Annotated in this window: 16 protein-coding genes; 15 read left to right on the top strand and 1 reads right to left on the bottom strand. The window is 65.8% G+C overall.

Annotation, left to right across the window (positions count from 1 at the left end; genetic code table 11):
* Positions 1–65 precede the first annotated feature (65 nt).
* From mpl to mtgA, 5 genes are all read left to right on the top strand, one after another.
* Positions 66–1,502 carry a UDP-N-acetylmuramate:L-alanyl-gamma-D-glutamyl-meso-diaminopimelate ligase gene (mpl, locus tag C0Z18_RS03325; RefSeq protein WP_332888201.1) on the top strand — a complete coding sequence of 479 codons (1,437 nt, stop codon included), beginning with the start codon at positions 66–68 and terminating at the stop codon, positions 1,500–1,502.
* Positions 1,499–2,083 (top strand): YqiA/YcfP family alpha/beta fold hydrolase, encoded by a 585-nt coding sequence (locus C0Z18_RS03320; protein ID WP_102643929.1) that lies wholly within the window; start codon positions 1,499–1,501, stop codon positions 2,081–2,083. The genes mpl and C0Z18_RS03320 overlap by 4 nt, the downstream gene beginning before the upstream one ends.
* 127 nt (positions 2,084–2,210) lie before the next feature.
* Positions 2,211–4,316 (top strand): ribonuclease catalytic domain-containing protein, encoded by a 2,106-nt coding sequence (locus C0Z18_RS03315; protein WP_102643928.1) that lies wholly within the window; start codon positions 2,211–2,213, stop codon positions 4,314–4,316.
* Entirely contained in the window at positions 4,313–5,218 is a 906-nt protein-coding gene (gene aroE / locus C0Z18_RS03310; protein WP_102643927.1) for a shikimate dehydrogenase, read from the top strand. Before C0Z18_RS03315 ends, aroE begins: the two co-directional genes overlap by 4 nt.
* A 53-nt stretch (positions 5,219–5,271) precedes the next feature.
* Positions 5,272–5,994: a monofunctional biosynthetic peptidoglycan transglycosylase gene (mtgA, locus tag C0Z18_RS03305; RefSeq protein ID WP_102643926.1), complete on the top strand. Its 723-nt coding sequence runs from the start codon at positions 5,272–5,274 to the stop codon at positions 5,992–5,994.
* Positions 5,995–6,016: 22 nt separating this feature from the next.
* On the opposite strand, the gene C0Z18_RS03300 is transcribed toward mtgA, so the two are convergent.
* Entirely contained in the window at positions 6,017–6,532 is a 516-nt protein-coding gene (locus tag C0Z18_RS03300) for a cupin domain-containing protein (RefSeq protein ID WP_102643925.1), read from the bottom strand.
* Positions 6,533–6,782: 250 nt separating this feature from the next.
* Between C0Z18_RS03300 and C0Z18_RS03295 the strand changes: the two genes are divergently transcribed.
* From C0Z18_RS03295 to C0Z18_RS03250, 10 genes are all read left to right on the top strand, one after another.
* A complete protein-coding gene (locus C0Z18_RS03295) occupies positions 6,783–7,691 on the top strand; it encodes an IclR family transcriptional regulator (RefSeq protein ID WP_102643924.1) in 909 nt (302 codons plus the stop codon).
* Entirely contained in the window at positions 7,688–8,680 is a 993-nt protein-coding gene (locus tag C0Z18_RS03290; protein ID WP_102643923.1) for a 2-dehydro-3-deoxygalactonokinase, read from the top strand. Before C0Z18_RS03295 ends, C0Z18_RS03290 begins: the two co-directional genes overlap by 4 nt.
* 54 nt (positions 8,681–8,734) lie before the next feature.
* Complete coding sequence (locus C0Z18_RS03285; protein ID WP_102643922.1) at positions 8,735–9,415, top strand: 2-dehydro-3-deoxy-6-phosphogalactonate aldolase; 681 nt, start codon at positions 8,735–8,737, stop codon at positions 9,413–9,415.
* Positions 9,412–10,191: an SDR family oxidoreductase gene (locus C0Z18_RS03280; protein ID WP_102643921.1), complete on the top strand. Its 780-nt coding sequence runs from the start codon at positions 9,412–9,414 to the stop codon at positions 10,189–10,191. Before C0Z18_RS03285 ends, C0Z18_RS03280 begins: the two co-directional genes overlap by 4 nt.
* Before the next feature lie 141 nt (positions 10,192–10,332).
* A complete protein-coding gene (locus C0Z18_RS03275; protein ID WP_102643920.1) occupies positions 10,333–11,334 on the top strand; it encodes an arabinose ABC transporter substrate-binding protein in 1,002 nt (333 codons plus the stop codon).
* A gap of 80 nt (positions 11,335–11,414) precedes the next feature.
* Positions 11,415–12,932 (top strand): L-arabinose ABC transporter ATP-binding protein AraG, encoded by a 1,518-nt coding sequence (gene araG, locus C0Z18_RS03270; protein WP_102643919.1) that lies wholly within the window; start codon positions 11,415–11,417, stop codon positions 12,930–12,932.
* A 91-nt stretch (positions 12,933–13,023) separates the two neighbouring features.
* Entirely contained in the window at positions 13,024–14,040 is a 1,017-nt protein-coding gene (gene araH / locus C0Z18_RS03265; protein WP_102643918.1) for an L-arabinose ABC transporter permease AraH, read from the top strand.
* 71 nt (positions 14,041–14,111) lie between these two features.
* Complete coding sequence (locus tag C0Z18_RS03260; RefSeq protein WP_102643917.1) at positions 14,112–14,900, top strand: SDR family NAD(P)-dependent oxidoreductase; 789 nt, start codon at positions 14,112–14,114, stop codon at positions 14,898–14,900.
* Positions 14,897–15,793, top strand: coding sequence for an SMP-30/gluconolactonase/LRE family protein (locus C0Z18_RS03255; RefSeq protein WP_102643916.1), 897 nt, complete (start codon positions 14,897–14,899; stop codon positions 15,791–15,793). Before C0Z18_RS03260 ends, C0Z18_RS03255 begins: the two co-directional genes overlap by 4 nt.
* 118 nt (positions 15,794–15,911) lie before the next feature.
* Positions 15,912–16,967 carry an aldose 1-epimerase gene (locus C0Z18_RS03250; protein WP_102643915.1) on the top strand — a complete coding sequence of 352 codons (1,056 nt, stop codon included), beginning with the start codon at positions 15,912–15,914 and terminating at the stop codon, positions 16,965–16,967.
* Positions 16,968–17,058: the final 91 nt, after the last annotated feature.

Raw genomic sequence — 17,058 nt, 5'->3', positions numbered from 1 at the left:
GCGAGCGCGTCGGGTACAATAGCGGGCCTCACGCGGCTCGCCCGCCCGGCGTTCGCGTCCCCACCATGCACTCGCGGCAAGCGCGGCACGAGCAGACAGTTTTTATGCACATCCACATCCTCGGCATCTGCGGCACTTTCATGGGCGGCCTCGCGGTTCTCGCGCGCGCCGCGGGACATACCGTGACGGGCTGCGATGCCGGCGTCTATCCGCCGATGAGTACCCAGCTCGAGGCGCAAGGGATCACCCTCGTCGAAGGCTATGGCGCCGAGCAACTCGATCTGAAGCCGGATTTGTTCGTCGTCGGCAATGTCGTCTCGCGCGGCAACCCGCTCATGGAGGCCATCCTCGATCGCGGCTTGCCCTATGTCTCGGGGCCTCAATGGCTCGGAGAGCACGTGCTCGCGGGCAAATGGGTGCTGGCCGTGGCGGGTACGCACGGCAAGACGACAACGAGCTCGATGCTGGCGTGGCTGCTCGAAGACGCCGGGCTCAATCCCGGCTTTTTGATCGGCGGGGTGCCACTGAACTTCGGCGTGTCGGCCCGTCTGACCGATTCGAATTTTTTCGTCATCGAAGCGGACGAATACGACACCGCCTTTTTCGATAAGCGTTCCAAGTTCGTTCACTACCGCCCGCGCACGGCCATTTTGAACAACCTGGAGTTCGATCACGCGGACATCTTCCCGGATCTGGGCGCGATCGAGACGCAATTTCATCACCTCGTGCGCACGGTCCCCTCGCTCGGCCGTCTTATCGTCAACGGACGCGAGGCCGCGCTCGAACGCGTGCTCGCGCGCGGCGTGTGGAGCGAGGTCGAGCGCTTTGGTGTCGACGGCGGTTGGAGCGCGCTGCCGGCGGCCGAGGGGGAACCCGTCGACGAGCGTTACGCCGTGTACTGGCGCGGCGAACGTGTGGGAGCCGTGGACTGGCACGTGCAGGGCGAGCACAACCGGCTCAATGCGTTGGCGGCCATCGCGGCGGCGCGGCATGTCGGCGTGCCGCCTGCCCAGGCGGCGCGCTCGCTGAGCGATTTCCGCAACGTCAAGCGCCGGATGGAGGTGCGCGGCAGCGTGGACGGGGTCACCGTCTACGACGACTTCGCCCATCACCCGACGGCCATCGAAACGACGATCGCCGGTTTGCGCACACGCCTGGGCGGCGAGCATACGCGCATCCTTGCGGTGCTCGAGCCGCGGTCGAACACGATGAAGCTCGGCGTCATGAAGGCGCAACTGCCCAAGAGTCTCGAAGGGGCCGATCTGGTGTTCGGTTACGGCGCCTCGACGGGGCGCGATGCGCTCGGCTGGGACCTGCATGAGGCGCTTGCGCCGCTCGGCGAGAAGGCCACGGCGTTCCACGATCTCGGCGCGCTCGTGGCGGCCGTCGTGGACGCGGCGCGACCGGGCGACCACGTGCTCGTCATGAGCAACGGTGGATTCGGCGGCGTTCATCAGAAATTGCTCGACGCGCTCGGCTCGCGCGCGAAAGGCGGCGTGTGATTCTCTATTTGCACGGCTTTCGTTCGTCGCCGCAATCGTTCAAGGCTCGACTGCTCGCCGCGCGGATGGCCGAGCTTGGGCGGGCCGACGAATGGCGCTGTCCGATGCTGCCGGTGTCGCCGCTCGAGGCCGTTGCCGTGGCGCAAGCTCAGGTGGCGGGCGTGGCGGCCGACGAAGTCACGGTGATCGGCAGCTCGCTGGGCGGTTACTTCGCCACGTACCTTGCCGAGAAGCACGGTTGGCGCGCGCTCTTGCTGAACCCGGCGGTCCTGCCGCAGCGGGATTTGTCCGCTTATTTGGGGGAGCAGCCGTTGTGGCACGGCGGCGGTAGCATCGTGGTCGAACCGCATCATCTCAGCGAGTTGCAAACGCTGGGCGTCGCGTCGATCACGCGGCCGGAACGCTATTATTTGATCGCCGCCACAGGCGACGAAGTGCTCGACTACCGCGAAATGCTCGCTCATTACCCGGGCGTCGAGACGAAACTGATTACCGGCAGCGATCACGCGATCAGCGAATTCGCCGACTACGTCGACGATGTCCTCGCCATGTGCGGCATCGCCGCGGCCGGGCGCACCTAGCGCGGCGGCGGTGCCCGGGCGCGCGAGCGATCCGTGACCGCTCAACTGAACCATATCGATCCGCGGCGGGTGCGCAGTTTGCAGCGCCCATTTGCCGCGAGGGCCAAATTCGTAACGAGAGAGTCGAGTGAACGTTTTCTTTGAGGAATCAGGCGGTTTGAAGGCCGGCAGCGTGCTGTCGCGCCAAGGCGATGCGTTGCAGGTCGAGTTGCCGGGCGGCCGGCGCGCCAAGGTGCGCGCGAAGGACGTGCTGATCGAGTTCGATAAGCCGAGCGCCGCCGAACTGTTGCACGAGGCCGATGCCTGCGCGCAGCAAATCGATCTCGATTTTTTGTGGGAGTGCGCGCCCGCGGAGGAATTCCCGTTTGTCGCGCTGGCCGGCGAATATTTCGGCGAACACTCGGGACCGGTCGAGCGCGCGGCGCTCGTGCTGCGCATGCAAGGCGCGCCCGTGTACTTCCGTCGCAAGGGACGCGGACAATTTCAGCGTGCGCCCGAAGAGCAATTGAAGATGGCGCTCGCGGCGCTCGAGCGCAAGCGCCAACAAGCGCTCGTGCAGGCCGAGTACGAAGAGGAACTCAAAGCCGGCCGGTTGCCCGAGGCGCTGCGCGGCAAGGCGCTCACGCTGCTCACGAAGCCCGACAAGAACACGATCGAATACAAGGCGCTCGAAGGCGCCGCGGCGGCGCGCGGTATCTCGCAGGCGCGGCTCATGCTCGAGTGCGGCGGCATCGCCTCGGCTCGCGCGCTGCACGAAGCGAAGTTCCTCTCGGAATACTTCCCTCATGGCACGGGCTTTCCGGCCGTGACGCCGGGCCCGGTGCCGGAGGATCTGCCGACCGCCCATGCGCCGGCATTCTCGATCGACGACATCACGACGACCGAAATCGACGACGCCTTTTCCGTCGAAGTCTTGGAAGACGATCGCGTGCGCGTCGGGGTCCACATCGCCGCGCCGGCGCTCGGGATCGTGCGCGGTGACGCGGTCGATGCGATCGCGCGCGCGCGCTTGTCGACGGTCTATATGCCGGGCGACAAAATCACGATGCTGCCGGACGAAGTCGTCGAGGCTTTCACGCTCAAGGAAGGCGGGCTGCGCCCGGCGCTGTCGCTCTACATCATCGTCAACCGCGCCACGCAAGAGATCGTCGCGAGCGAAACGCGCGCGGAACTCGTGTATGTGAAGAGCAATTTGCGCCATAACACGCTCGACGCGGAAGTCACCGAGGAAGCGCTTGCGGCCGGCAGCGGCGAGTATCCGCATAAGGAAGAGATCGCGCTCCTGTGGCCGCTCGCGCAAGCGTTGTTCGAAAAGCGTCAGGCTGCCCGCGCCGGATACGGCTTGCGGCGCGAGGTGCCGGGCAATACCGACTACAACTTCTACGTCGATGGCGAGCATGTGAGCATTACGCCGCGCCGGCGCGGCTCGCCGCTCGATTTGATCGTGGCCGAGCTTGCGATCTTGGCCAACTCGACGTGGGGCGCCTTGCTCCACGATCACGGCGTGCCGGGCATCTACCGGACGCAGCGCACGTTTGCCGCGGCAGGCCCGAAGCGCACGCGCATGCAGACGAGCGCGGCGCCGCACGAGGGGCTCGGCGTCGCGCAGTACGCGTGGAGCACGTCGCCGCTGCGCCGCTATGTCGATCTCGTCAATCAATGGCAATTGATCGCTTGCGTTCAGCATGGCGTCGCGGCCAAGCTCGTCGCGCCGTTCAAGCCGAAGGACGCCGATCTGTTCGCCGTCGTGCAGGGCTTCGACGATACCTATACGGCCTACGCCGATCATCAACGGCGCATGGAGTATTTCTGGTGCTTGCGTTGGCTCACGCAGGAGAACAAGAAGGAGGTCGTCGCGGCCGTGGTGAAGGGCGATCTCGTGAGGCTCGAGGAAGTGCCGCTGTTGCTTCATGTGCCCGGGCTCGGCGTGCATGCGCGCGGAACGCGCATCGTGCTCGAGGTCATGGCGGTCGATGAGTTGACGGTCGAGGCCTCGGTGCGGCCGATTCGCGTACTCGATGCGCCGGGCGCGAACGCGCTGGCCCCCGAGGAGGAAGAGGGCGAATTCGTCGAATCGGCGGATGCATCGGCCGAAAGCGAGGAAGAGGCGCGGGCGGAAGGCGAAGAGGCTGGCGATGGCGCCGATCGTCCAGAGGCAGCCGGTGCGGCGGACGACGAGGCTTCCACCGACGCGCAAGATGGGACGACGCAACCCACACAGGTGGCGCCATGAGCGCGGCGAACGATCAGCCCCGACGGGGTGTGCCCGAACCCATCGCGCCCGCGCAAGCGGGATGCGAACTCTATGCGGTGATCGGCAACCCGATCGCGCACAGCAAGTCGCCGATCATCCACGCCCGTTTCGCCGAGCAAACGGGTGAGCGGATCGAATACCGGCGCTTGCTCGCACCCGTGGACGGCTTTAACGAAACGGTCCGCGCATTCGTTGCCGCGGGCGGGCGAGGGCTGAACGTCACCGTGCCGTTCAAACTGGAGGCCTACGCGCTGGCCGACCGGCTTTCGCCGCGCGCCGCCGCCGCGGGCGCCGTCAATACACTGCGGTTCGATCGCGACGGCATTTACGGCGAGAATACCGACGGCGTCGGGCTCGTCGCCGATATCGAAACGAACTTACAGGTGAGCCTGTCCGGCGCGAGCATCTTGCTGCTCGGCGCGGGCGGCGCGGCACGAGGAGCCGTATTGCCCATGCTCGAGCGCGGGCCGTGCCGGTTGACGATCGTCAATCGCACGGCGGAGAAGGCCGAGGCGCTCGTCGAACAATTCGCCGAAGCGGCGCGAGAGGCTGGCTGCGCGCTATCGGGCGGTGCCCCCGCGGCGGCGGAGCCGGTGCCCTACGACGTGATCGTCAATGCGACGGCCGGTTCGCTGACGGCCGAGGTGCCCGAATGCGACGGCCGGGCGTTCGGAGCCGGCACGCTTGCCTACGACATGATGTACGGCGCCCAGCCGACGGTGTTCATGCGGCATGCGCAGGCGCTCGGGGCGCGAATTTCCGATGGACTTGGCATGCTGGTCGAGCAAGCGGCCGAATCGTTCTGGGTGTGGCGCGGCGTGCGTCCCGCGAGCGCGCCGGTCTTGGCCGAGCTGCGTGCGTTGCTGACCGCGCAGGCCTGATCCGCTTGATGCGGGGAGCGAGGGGCAGGCGTCCCGATAGTCGAGACCCATCGATGACGAAAACGAAAAAGACAGCGGGGAAAGGCGTGGGCGGCTGGGTGCTGTATGCCGTCGGCGTCGGCGTCTTTGCCTGGGTTGCGACGCAGGCCTATTACTTCGGGCAGATCGCCTTGTGGAGCGTCGTCGATCCGAGTTCGACGGCGTTCATGCGCGCCGATGCGTGGCGGCTCGCGCAGGATCGTCCCGATCTCGCGATCCAGCATCAATGGGTGCCCTACGATCGCATCTCCCGCAATTTGAAGCGCGCGATCATTGCGTCGGAGGACGCGAACTTCGTCAACAACAACGGCTACGAGACCGAGGCGATCCTGCAGGCGTGGGAGCGGAACAAGAAGCGCGGCAAGATCGTGGCCGGCGGCTCGACCATCTCGCAGCAGCTTGCGCGCAACCTATTTCTCTCGCGGCAAAAGAGCTATCTGCGCAAAGGGCAGGAGCTCATCATCACGTGGATGCTCGAAACGTTGCTCGATAAGGAGCGCATCTTCGAGATCTATTTGAATTCCGTCGAGTGGGGCAACGGGGTGTACGGCGCACAGGCGGCCTCGCGCTACTACTACCGGTGCGCCGCATCGCAATTGACCACCTGGCAGTCGGCCCGTCTTGCCGTCATGCTGCCGAACCCACGCTACTTCGATCAGCACCGCTCGTCCGCGTATCTCGCGCAGCGCTCCGGGGTCATCGCGCGGCGCATGGGCGCCGCCGAATTGCCACGCTGAGCGCGGCCGCCGAAAGCACGGCTCAATTGTCGTCCCAGTACGGGATGCTTTCGCTTTCGCGCGAAACGAACCTAAAGCCCTTCGGCTTTTCGCCGGGTGCCCCAGGGAATTCGGCAAGGATGCCGAACTTGCCCGAATCGGGGTACTCGGCGATCTCGGGCATCATCTTCGTGCTCACCGCGAGATATTTCAATTCCACCTCGCCCGTGTTCGCGATCTGGTGCGCCGTCTCGGCGCCGCCGGGCGGGCAAGCAATCACGTCGCCCGCCCGGATCGGATACACCGCATCGCCGATGCGCACTTCCCCCGTGCCTTCGAGCACGAAAAACATCTCTTCGTTGATCCGGTGGTTATGGAACGGGAAGGCGCGCTTGCCCGGCGCGAGCGCCGTGACGTTGTAGCCGAGCTTCTGCGCGCCGATGCGCGCCCCGATGGACCCCATGCGTGGCGCATAGCGCTCGGCCATGGACTCGGGCGGCGCGAAGCCTGGAGGTAACGGGGACAGTTCGACATCGGCCAGATTGATGATGGGTTTCATGAATCGATCCTTATGCGGGGAGCGGGGACTGAGCACGCGATCGAAAGTCTAGCAGCGGTTGCCAAGCATCTCGGCACCGCCATCGCCCATGCGCGGAAATCTCACTATATGAGCAGCCCATTCAAATGTTGGTGCATTGCGTGAGGCGTGCCTACAATTCGTCGCGAGCGGTCGAGGCGGCCGCGTGACGACACACCGACCGACAAGCGATTCGAGAGCGAAGCATCTCACCTGCACGGAGACTTGCCCGATGAATGCCCCTGACAACGACCTGGCCCATCCTCCCGCGGAGGCCGACGCCGCCGAGCCCCAATCGGCTCGTGCGACAAACGAACGTTTTCCGATCACGGGTTCTCCTCTCGAAATCAACGAGTTGCAGGCGGGCACGCAAACGCTGTTGCGCGGCCTGGCCATCATCGAGGCTTGCGCCAACGGCGCGCGCGATATGCGCGCCTTCTCCGCGGCGCTGGGTACGAAGCGCAGCACGTCGCATCGCCTGGTGAGCAGCCTCGTTCAAGCGCGCTACCTGCGCACGGGCCCGAACGGTTATTTCCTCGGACCCAAGCTCATCGAACTCGGCACGATCGCGCTGGAGCAAATGCCGCTGACAGCCGTGGCGCGTCCGCATCTCGAGCGTTTGTCGGATGAGACGCTCGACACGATTCACCTCGGCGTGCGCGACGGCGACGACGTTCTGTACATCGACAAGATCGGAGGCAAGCGCGGGCTCGAAATGCGTTCGTCCCGCGGCCATCACATGCCGCTCGCGTCGACGGGTATCGGCAAGGCGCTGATGCTCGACTTGTCGCCGCAAACCTGGGGCGTGTTGTACGACGCGGCAAGGCGCTCGGTGACCAGCGAACGCTTCAGTCACGACACGCGCCCCGATAAACCGATGTTCCTGCAACGCATGGTTCGCTATGCGGCCGCCGGCTACGCGTTCGATCTCGAGGAGAACGAGGTGTCCATTCGCTGTGTCGCCGCGCCGATTCGCGATGCGTCCGGCATGATCATCGCCGCGGTTTCAGTCGCAAGCACGGTCCCTTATATGCCGCTCGAACGTATGGATGAATTGGTGCCGATCGTGCAGCGCGAAGCGCGTGCGATTTCCGAAGAACTCGGCTATGCCGCGCCCGGCGGGCGCCGCATCAAACGATGAGCGCTGTGCAAGCCCTCACCGCGCAACCGGTCCTGATCGGCCTCGACTGGGGTACGACGGCCATGCGTGCGTATCTGTTCGATGCGCTCGGCAACGTCGTGGACTCGCGCGCGTCGAGCGAGGGAATCATGCGCTTGCCGCAACCGGGCGGGTTCGACGCCGCCTTCGAATCGGCGTGCGGCGCATGGCTCGAAGCATCGCCGGGGCTGCCCGTGATCGCAGCCGGGATGGTGGGCAGCGCGCAGGGCTGGCGCGAAGCGCCGTACGTCGACGTGCCGGCCGACGCCTCGGCGCTCGTCGCGGGCATCGTCGACGTCACGACTGCCCGAGGCGTGAGCGTGCGTATCGTGCCGGGCGTGATCGAGCGCGGCGATTTGCCGAACGTCATGCGCGGCGAAGAAACGCAAATCGTCGGCGCGCTCGCGAGCGATGCGATCGCCGCGAATTCGCGCACGCTCGTGGGTTTGCCGGGCACGCACGCGAAGTGGGCCGTCGTGCGCGGCGAACGCATCGAGTCGTTCCATACGTTCATGACGGGGGAGCTGTACGCCGCCTTGCGCGAGCATACGATCCTCGGGCGCACGATGCTCGAGCCCGTCGAACCCGATACGCAAGCGTTCTTGCGCGGGGTCACGGTGGCCAAGCACGCGCAGCGCGCGGGATTGCTCGCGACGATCTTTAGTACCCGCACGCTGGGGCTGACCGGCGCGCTGAGCCCCGAACAGCAACCCGATTATCTTTCCGGGCTGTTGATCGGACACGAACTCGCCGGACTTGCCGCGCTGCTGGAGTCGCGCGATGCGCCGCTCGCCGACGAGGTGCCGCGTTTGATCGGCGGCGCCGCGCTATGCGAGCGCTACCGGCTCGCGCTGGCCGAGTTCGGCTGCCGGCGGGCGAGCGTCGTCGAGGCCGCGGCCGAAAATGGGCTCTGGCGTATCGCGACGCAAGCGGGTTTCGTGCCGCGGAGCGCGGCCGCGCCGGCAAGTTGACGCGCGCGCCATCCGATCAATCGATAGCAGTCTCCATGAATTAGGCGGTCCGACATGCAACCCGAATTCGATCTACCGAAGCCCTATCACCCTCACGCGCGCCTCATGGCCGCCTTCGAGTCGTGCGCGTTGATCGCGATTTTGCGCGGCGTGACGCCGAGCGAGGTCGTGGCGCACGGGCAAGCGCTGTATGACGCCGGGTTTCGCGTCGTCGAGGTGCCGCTCAATTCGCCCGATCCGCTGGCCAGCATCGCCGCATTGCGCCAGTCGCTGCCGGACGATGCGGTCGTGGGCGCGGGGACGGTGTTACGGCCCGCTTTCGTCGACGACGTGGCGCGCGCGGGCGGCGAACTCATCGTCATGCCGCACGGCGACACCGAAATCATTAGCACCGCGAAAGAAAAAGGCATGGCGTGCGCACCGGGCGTCGCGACCCCGACCGAAGCGTTCGCCGCGCTGGCGAGCGGTGCCGACGTATTGAAGATGTTTCCCGCGGAGCAGTTGGGGGCGCATGTCGTCAAAGCCTGGCGCGCCGTGATCGCCAAGCGCGTTCCGCTCGTGCCGGTGGGCGGAGTGACGCCCGAGAACATGAACACGTTCGTGGCGGCGGGCGCGAGCGGCTTCGGGCTCGGTTCGGCGCTGTACCGCGCCGGGCAAGACGTGGATACGACAGCCGCGCATGCGCGCGCGTTCGTCTCCGCCTGGCGCCAAGTGGGCGCGGGGGCGCCGCGGTGAACCGGCTCGCCGGCAAGGTCGCGCTCGTGACGGGTGCGGGCCGCGGCATCGGCGAGGCCATCGCCCACGCATTCGCGCGCGAAGGCGCGGCGACGGTGCTGGCCGAACTCGATCTCGATGCGGCGCGGCGCGTGGCCGAGCGCATCGAGGCCGAAACGCCCGGTGCGCGCGTGCTCGCGGTGCGCACCGACGTGACGCGACCAGCTTCCGTATGCGACGCGCGCGATGCGGGCGAGCATGCGTTCGGCCCGATCGACGTGCTCGTGAACAACGCCGGCATCAACGTGTTCTGCGACCCGCTCACGATGAGCGACGACGATTGGCGGCGCTGCTTCGCGGTCGATCTCGACGGTGTCTGGAACGGTTGCAAGGCCGTGCTGTCGGGGATGGTGGAACGCGGGCGCGGCAGCATCGTCAACATCGCTTCGACGCATGCGTTTCAGATCATTCCGGGGTGCTTCCCGTATCCCGTCGCCAAGCACGGCGTGCTCGGCTTGACGCGAGCGCTCGGCATCGAATACGCGGCACGGCAAGTGCGCGTGAATGCGATCGCGCCGGGATATGTGGAAACGCAGTTGACGCACGATTGGTGGAACGCGCAGCCCGATCCCGTCGCGGCGCGCGAGGCGACGATGGCCTTGCAGCCGATGAAGCGCATCGCGCAGCCGGAAGAGGTGGCGATGACGGCGGTGTTTCTCGCCTCGGATGAGGCGCCGTTCATCAATGCGACGTGCATCACGATCGATGGCGGGCGCACGGCGCTGTACCACGATTGACATGTTGGACTGAAAAGATCGTTTTGCCTGCCGTGCGGCAGCTTCGCACGGCGATATGCAAACCGGATGGCCCACTGGCCGCGTGAGTCATCCGATATAGACAAGGCGGCCGAACGCTCAATCAGACAGGAGACAAACCTCATGAAGCGCAAAATTTTCCTCACGCTCGTCGCCGCCGCGGTAACGTCGATGGTGGCTGGCGTGCCGGCCGCGCAAGCCGCCGATCCGGTCAAGATCGGCTTTCTCGTGAAGCAGCCGGAGGAACCCTGGTTCCAGGACGAATGGAAGTTTGCCGAAATGGCCGCGAAGCGCGACGGCTTCACGCTCGTGAAGATCGGTGCGACTTCGGGTGAAAAGGTGATGAGCGCGATCGACAACTTGCACGCTCAACAGGCGCAAGGCTTCATCATCTGCACGCCCGACGTGAAGCTCGGACCGGGCATCGTCGCGAAGGCGAAGGCCGACGGGCTCAAGATGATGACGGTGGACGACCGCCTCGTAGACGGTAGCGGCAAGCCGATCGCGAGCGTGCCGCACATGGGCATCTCGGCCTACAACATCGGTCAGCAAGTCGGTAAGGGCATCGTCGACGAAATCAAGAAACGCGGCTGGGACATGAAGGACGTCGGCGCGATCGACGTGACCTATGAGGAGTTGCCCACGGCGCACGATCGTACGCAAGGCGCGACCGACATCCTCGTCGCATCGGGCTTCCCGAAAGCGAACGTCATCGCCGCACCACAAGCGAAGACCGATACGGAAAACGCCTTCAACGCGGCGAACATCGCGATCACGAAGAACCCGCAGTTCAAGCACTGGGTGGCGTACGGTCTGAACGACGAAGCGGTGCTCGGTGCCGTGCGCGCCGCCGAAAGCCGCGGCTTCAAGGCCGACAACATGATCGGCATCGGGATCGGCGGCTCGGATTCGGCATTGAACGAATTCAAGAAGCCGCAACCGACGGGCTTCTTCGGCTCGGTCATCATCAGCCCGAAGCGCCACGGCGACGAGACGTCGGAAGACATGTACAAGTGGATCACGACGGGCAAGCAACCGCCGCTGCTGACGCTCACGACGGGGATGCTCGCCACGCGGGATAACGTCGCGAAGGTGCGTGAAGAGATGGGGCTCGCCGCGAAGTAAGCGGCGCGGCATGCCAGGCCGGACGCGCGGCGGTACGGTGCGCCCGGCCTGGACGACCCTTCAGTGCGAGGACAGGTGAGATGTCAGCAACGTTGCGATTTGACAATATCGGCAAGGTGTTTCCGGGCGTGCGCGCGCTCGACGGCGTGTCGTTCGAGGTCGAGGCCGGCCAGGTGCATGGACTCATGGGCGAGAACGGCGCGGGCAAGTCGACGCTGCTCAAGATTCTCGGCGGCGAGTATCAGCCCGATTCCGGCCGCATCTTGATGGACGGCAACGAGGTGCGCTTTTCGAGCGCGGCGGCCTCGATTGCGGCAGGTGTGGCGGTGATTCACCAGGAGTTGCAGTACGTTCCCGATTTGACCGTGACGGAAAATCTGCTGCTCGGCCGGTTGCCCAATGCGCTCGGGTGGGTGAACAAGCGCGGCGCCAAGCGCTTCGTGCGGGAGCGGCTGGCGCAGATGGGTGTCGATCTCGATCCCAACGCGCGGCTTGGACGGCTCTCGATCGCGCAGCGGCAGATGGTCGAAATCTGCAAGGCGCTGCTGCGCAACGCACGCGTGATCGCGCTCGACGAACCCACGAGTTCGCTGTCGCACCGCGAGACCGAAGTGCTTTTCAAGCTCGTGCGCGAGTTGCAGGCCGACGGCCGTGCGCTCATCTATATCTCGCACCGGATGGACGAGATCTACGAGCTATGCACCGCATGCACGATCTTCCGCGACGGCCGCAAAGTGGCGTCGCATCCGTCGCTCGCCGAGGTCCAGCGCGACACGATCGTCAAAGAGATGGTAGGGCGCGAGATTTCGGATATTTATGGTTATCGGCCGCGCTCGCAGGGCGAGGTGCGGCTCGCGGTCGACGCCGTCGAAGGCCATGGCTTGTCGGCGCCCGCGAGCTTTTCGGTGCGCGCGGGGGAAATCGTCGGCTTCTTCGGACTCGTCGGCGCAGGGCGTAGCGAATTGATGCGCCTCGTGTACGGTGCGGAGAAACTGCGTGGCGGGCAACTGACGCTCGACGGTGCGGCCACGGACGTGAAAAGTCCCACGCACGCGATTCGTAAAGGCATCGTGCTGTGTCCCGAAGACCGCAAGGAGGAGGGCATCGTCGCGATGGCGTCGGTGGCCGAGAACATCAACATCAGTTGCCGCCGGCATGGGTTGCGCGCGGGCTTGTTCCTCAATCGAAAGAAAGAGGCGGAAACGGCCGATCGTTTCATCAAGCTGCTCAAGATCAAGACGCCGAGCCGCCGGCAAAAGATTCGCCTGCTGTCGGGCGGCAATCAGCAAAAGGCGATCTTGTCGCGCTGGCTCGCGGAGCCCGATCTGAAAGTCGTCATTCTCGACGAGCCTACGCGCGGGATCGACGTCGGTGCGAAACACGAGATCTATAACGTCATCTACGAACTCGCCGAACGCGGTTGCGCGGTGGTGATGGTGTCGTCGGAGTTGCCGGAAGTACTTGGCGTCTCCGATCGCATCGTGGTCATGCGCGAAGGGCGGATTTCGGGTGAACTCGCCCGCAGCGAGGCCAGCGAGCCGGCGCTGCTGGAACTCGCCTTGCCGCAGGGCGGACGCGCGGCGCGCGAGGCGGCGTAGGGCACGGCGAATACGGCGAATACGGCGAACACGCCGGACACGGAACGGATGTAACGAAAACCGTCGCGAACGACGGTGAAGGAGTCACGACATGCAAGCAAGAGAAAACCTCGTCGAGGCGGGCGCCAAGCGTGCCGCCGAAGCGCTGATCCCGCAGTCGAACGATCGGCAAAGATGGTGGCAGCAAGTCACCGAATACAGCCTCATTTTGATTTTCGCCGTGATGTTCGTGACGACGTCGCTGACCGTCGATCACTTCTTCTCGATCGACAACATGCTCGGCTTGGCGCTGTCGGTCTCGCAGATCGGCATGGTGGCGTGCACGATGATGTTCTGCCTCGCGTCGCGCGACTTCGATTTGTCGGTCGGCTCCACGGTCGCGTTCGCCGGCGTGCTCTGCGCGATGGTGCTCAATGCGACGAACAACACGTTCCTCGCGATCGTCGCGGCCGTCGCCGCCGGTTCCGTGATCGGCTGGGTCAACGGCGCGGTCATCGCGTACCTGCGCATCAATGCGCTGATCACGACGCTCGCGACGATGGAAATCGTGCGCGGTCTGGGCTTCATCGTGTCGCACGGGCAAGCCGTGGGCGTGTCCTCGGAGACGTTCATCGCGCTCGGCGGCTTGACGCTCTTCGGCGTGTCGCTGCCGATCTGGGTCACACTCATCTGTTTCATCGTTTTCGGCGTATTGCTCAACCAAACCGTCTACGGCCGCAACACGCTCGCGATCGGGGGCAATCCGGAAGCGTCGCGCCTGGCGGGGATCAACGTCGAGCGCACGCGCGTCGTGATCTTCTTGGTGCAAGGCGCCGTGACGGCGCTGGCCGGCGTCATCCTCGCGTCGCGGATCACGTCGGGTCAGCCGAACGCCGCCGAAGGCTTCGAGCTGAACGTCATTTCGGCGTGCGTGTTGGGCGGCGTGTCGCTGCTCGGCGGGCGCGCGACGATTTCGGGCGTGGTCATCGGCGTGCTGATCATGGGCACGGTCGAGAACGTCATGAACCTTTTGAACATCGACGCGTTCTACCAATATCTCGTGCGCGGCGCGATCTTGCTTGCCGCCGTGCTCCTCGATCAGCTCAAGAATCGCGGTTCGCGCGATTGAACGATAGAACGATGGCGTACGGAGCCCGCGCATCGAGCGGGGCTCTCTCGCTCTAACGGAGAAAACTCACGATGTCGCTCCCCGATCATCCGCAACTGGGTCCCTACGCGCGCTACCCGAGCCTCGCCGGCCGCACCGTGTTCATCACCGGCGGCGCGACCGGCATTGGCGCGTCGTTCGTTCAGCATTTCGCGCGGCAAGGCGCGCGCGTGGCGTTTTGCGATATCGATACGAGCGCGGGCGAGGCGCTGGTCGATGCGCTTGGCGATGCGCCCGAGAAGCCGCTGTTTCTCACCTGCGACGTGACCGACATCGAGGCGTTGCGCGGCGCGATCGCAGATGCGCGAAGCGCGTTGGGCCCGATCGCGGTACTCGTGAACAACGCCGCGAACGACGTCCGTCATGCGCTGGCCGACGTCACGCCGGCTTCGTTCGATGCGGGCATTGCCGTCAATTTGCGGCATCAGTTCTTCGCCGCGCAAGCGGTCGTCGAGGACATGAAGCACGCCGGCGGCGGCTCGATCATCAACCTGGGTTCGATCAGCTGGATGCTCAAGCAAGGGGGCATGCCGGTCTATCTAACGTCGAAAGCCGCGATTCAGGGGCTCACTCACGCGCTTGCGCGCGACCTCGGCCCGTTCGGCATCCGCGTGAACGCACTCGTGCCCGGCTGGGTCCTCACCGAAAAGCAGCGCAAGCTCTGGCTCGACGAAGCCGGCAAACGCGCCTTGAAGGAAGGGCAATGCCTCGACGGCGAACTCATGCCCGAGGATCTGGCGCGTATGGCGTTGTTCTTGGCGGCCGACGACAGCCGCATGGTGACGGCGCAGGAATTCATCGTCGACGGAGGCTGGGCATGAGTTCGGAACGGGGGCAGGCAACGCTCGCCGTCGAGGCGCGCTGCGCGCTGGGCGAAGGCGCGACATGGTGCGAACGCACGGGGCGCTTTTACTGGACGGATATCGAGGGCGCGCGCTTGTATCGATTCGACCCCGGTACGGGCGAGCATACGAGCTGGCCGATGCCCGAGCGGCTGGCGACCTTCGCCTTGTGCGCCGATCCGCAATACCTGCTGCTCGGTCTCGCGACGCATCTCGCGTTCTTCGATCCGGCCACGCGGGAGATGCAGCGGATCGTCGACGTGGAGCCGGGGCTCGCCACGCGCTTGAACGACGGACGATGCGACCGCCAGGGACGCTTCGTCTTCGGCACGAAGTACGAAGGCGCGGACGGCGCCGTGGCCGGCGGCTTTTATCGGCTCGGCCATGATTTATCGCTCGAGCGGCTGCCGTTGCCCACGCCCGCGATCTCGAACAGCATCGGCTTCAGCCCCGACGGCGCGACGATGTACTTTTGCGATTCGCCTTCGCGCGAGATCCTCGCTTGCGACTACGGTACCGATGGAGCCGTCGGCCATATTCGCCTGTTCGCGCGGCTCACCGACGGCGACGGCGTGCCCGACGGATCGACGGTCGATGCCGAGGGTGGCCTTTGGAATGCACAGTGGGGGGCCGGCCGCGTCGTGCGTTACGGGCCGGACGGCGTCGAAACGGAACGCGTCCGTGTGCCGGTGAGCCAACCGAGTTGCGTCGCGCTCGGCGGTCCGGATTTGAGCACGCTGTACGTGACGAGCGCGCGCGTCGAACTCGACGCGGCGTCGCTTGCGGCACAGCCGGAGGCCGGAAGCGTCTTCGCGGTGCCGACTATGCGGCGCGGGTTGCCCGAGCCGCTGTTTCAGGGGCGGTGGCGGTAAACCCGGAGGTCCCGGATTAAACCGAACGCATCGCCACGGGTCAAAGGCGGCAACGACACGCCTTCGCATATTGCCAGGCCGGCGCAGGCCGGCCCGGCGCCTCTCGACGGAGCCGATCATGAGCGCAGCCAATACCGATGCCATTGCCACGAGGGGTGCGCGCGCATCCGACACGCGCGGCTCGCGTGCCGATGCGCGCAATGCGAAGCTGGCGGCGATCGTCCAGCCGGTTCGCCCGGGGCCCGGAACGTCGGCGATCGCGCGCGGCGCGGCCGAAGGGGCGCGAAGCGCCGAATTGACGCTGGCCAATGACCAATTGCGCGTCGGTCTCGCGCCGTCGCATGGCGGCGGCATGACCCGATTCGACTGGCATGGCGACGGCAATACGCCGACGCCGATCTTCCGCGTGTCCGACCGCGCGCGTGGCGAGGCCGATCCAAACGCGCTCGCCTGTTATCCGCTCGTGCCGTTTTCGAATCGGATCGGCGGTTCTCGCTTTCATTTCGAGGGGCGCGAGGTGGCCGTGCCCCGCAATCGCGCCGACGAGCGGCTGCCCATTCACGGCGACGGCTGGCTGCGGGCGTGGCGCGTCGCCGAGCGCGGCGACACGCATGCGACGCTCGTGCTCGAGCGCGAACGGGCCAAGCCGTACGCCTATCGCGCGACGCTGCGCTATGCGCTCGATGCGGCGACGCTCAACGTCACGCTTGCCGTCCAGAACGCCGGGCGCGAACCGTTGCCGTTCGGGCTCGGCCTGCATCCGTTCCTTGCACGCGACGACGATACGCGTCTCGCGGCCGCGGCAGGCGGCCTGTGGCTCTCCGGCGACGACTGGCTACCGAAGCGCCACGTTCCGGCGCCGCCCGCGTGGGTGTTCGGCGTGGCGTATCCGTTGCCCGATGCGCTCGTGAACCATGCGTTCACGCAATGGAGCGGCCGTGCCTCGGTGGTGTGGCCGCGCAGGCGGCTGTCGCTGACGATCGAGGCCGATGCCGACTACTACGTGCTCTACACGCCGCCCGGCGAAGACTTTTTTTGCTTCGAGCCGGTCGATCATCCGATCAATGCCGTCAATCTGCCGGGCGGGGCGTGCGAGCATGGCATGACGGTGCTGGCGCCCGGCGAGCGCCTCGAACGAGCGTTTCGCTTCACGGTCGAGCCGGTGGGGCGATAGCGCGATAGCACGATAGACGGCGCTCGCGCGCTCGCTAAGACGCGGCCTCGAAAGGTTAAAATACGCACCTTTCCCGCCATCGGCGCGCGCG

The sequence above is a fragment of the Trinickia dabaoshanensis genome, from assembly GCF_002879885.1.
GTDB classification, from domain to species: Bacteria; Pseudomonadota; Gammaproteobacteria; order Burkholderiales; family Burkholderiaceae; genus Trinickia; species Trinickia dabaoshanensis.
The sequence above is the reverse complement of the archived record's forward strand: the minus strand, read 5'-3'. Positions and strand labels throughout refer to the sequence as shown.

Coding starts and splice junctions, on each gene's coding strand:
- C0Z18_RS03250 (WP_102643915.1), top strand. CDS start 15,912: ATGAGCGCAGCCAATACCGATGCCATTGCCACGAGGGGTGCGCGCGCA.
- C0Z18_RS03290 (WP_102643923.1), top strand. CDS start 7,688: ATGAGCGCTGTGCAAGCCCTCACCGCGCAACCGGTCCTGATCGGCCTC.
- C0Z18_RS03260 (WP_102643917.1), top strand. CDS start 14,112: ATGTCGCTCCCCGATCATCCGCAACTGGGTCCCTACGCGCGCTACCCG.
- mtgA (WP_102643926.1), top strand. CDS start 5,272: ATGACGAAAACGAAAAAGACAGCGGGGAAAGGCGTGGGCGGCTGGGTG.
- araG (WP_102643919.1), top strand. CDS start 11,415: ATGTCAGCAACGTTGCGATTTGACAATATCGGCAAGGTGTTTCCGGGC.
- aroE (WP_102643927.1), top strand. CDS start 4,313: ATGAGCGCGGCGAACGATCAGCCCCGACGGGGTGTGCCCGAACCCATC.
- C0Z18_RS03255 (WP_102643916.1), top strand. CDS start 14,897: ATGAGTTCGGAACGGGGGCAGGCAACGCTCGCCGTCGAGGCGCGCTGC.
- C0Z18_RS03295 (WP_102643924.1), top strand. CDS start 6,783: ATGAATGCCCCTGACAACGACCTGGCCCATCCTCCCGCGGAGGCCGAC.
- mpl (WP_332888201.1), top strand. CDS start 66: ATGCACTCGCGGCAAGCGCGGCACGAGCAGACAGTTTTTATGCACATC.
- araH (WP_102643918.1), top strand. CDS start 13,024: ATGCAAGCAAGAGAAAACCTCGTCGAGGCGGGCGCCAAGCGTGCCGCC.
- C0Z18_RS03275 (WP_102643920.1), top strand. CDS start 10,333: ATGAAGCGCAAAATTTTCCTCACGCTCGTCGCCGCCGCGGTAACGTCG.
- C0Z18_RS03285 (WP_102643922.1), top strand. CDS start 8,735: ATGCAACCCGAATTCGATCTACCGAAGCCCTATCACCCTCACGCGCGC.
- C0Z18_RS03300 (WP_102643925.1), bottom strand. CDS start 6,532: ATGAAACCCATCATCAATCTGGCCGATGTCGAACTGTCCCCGTTACCT.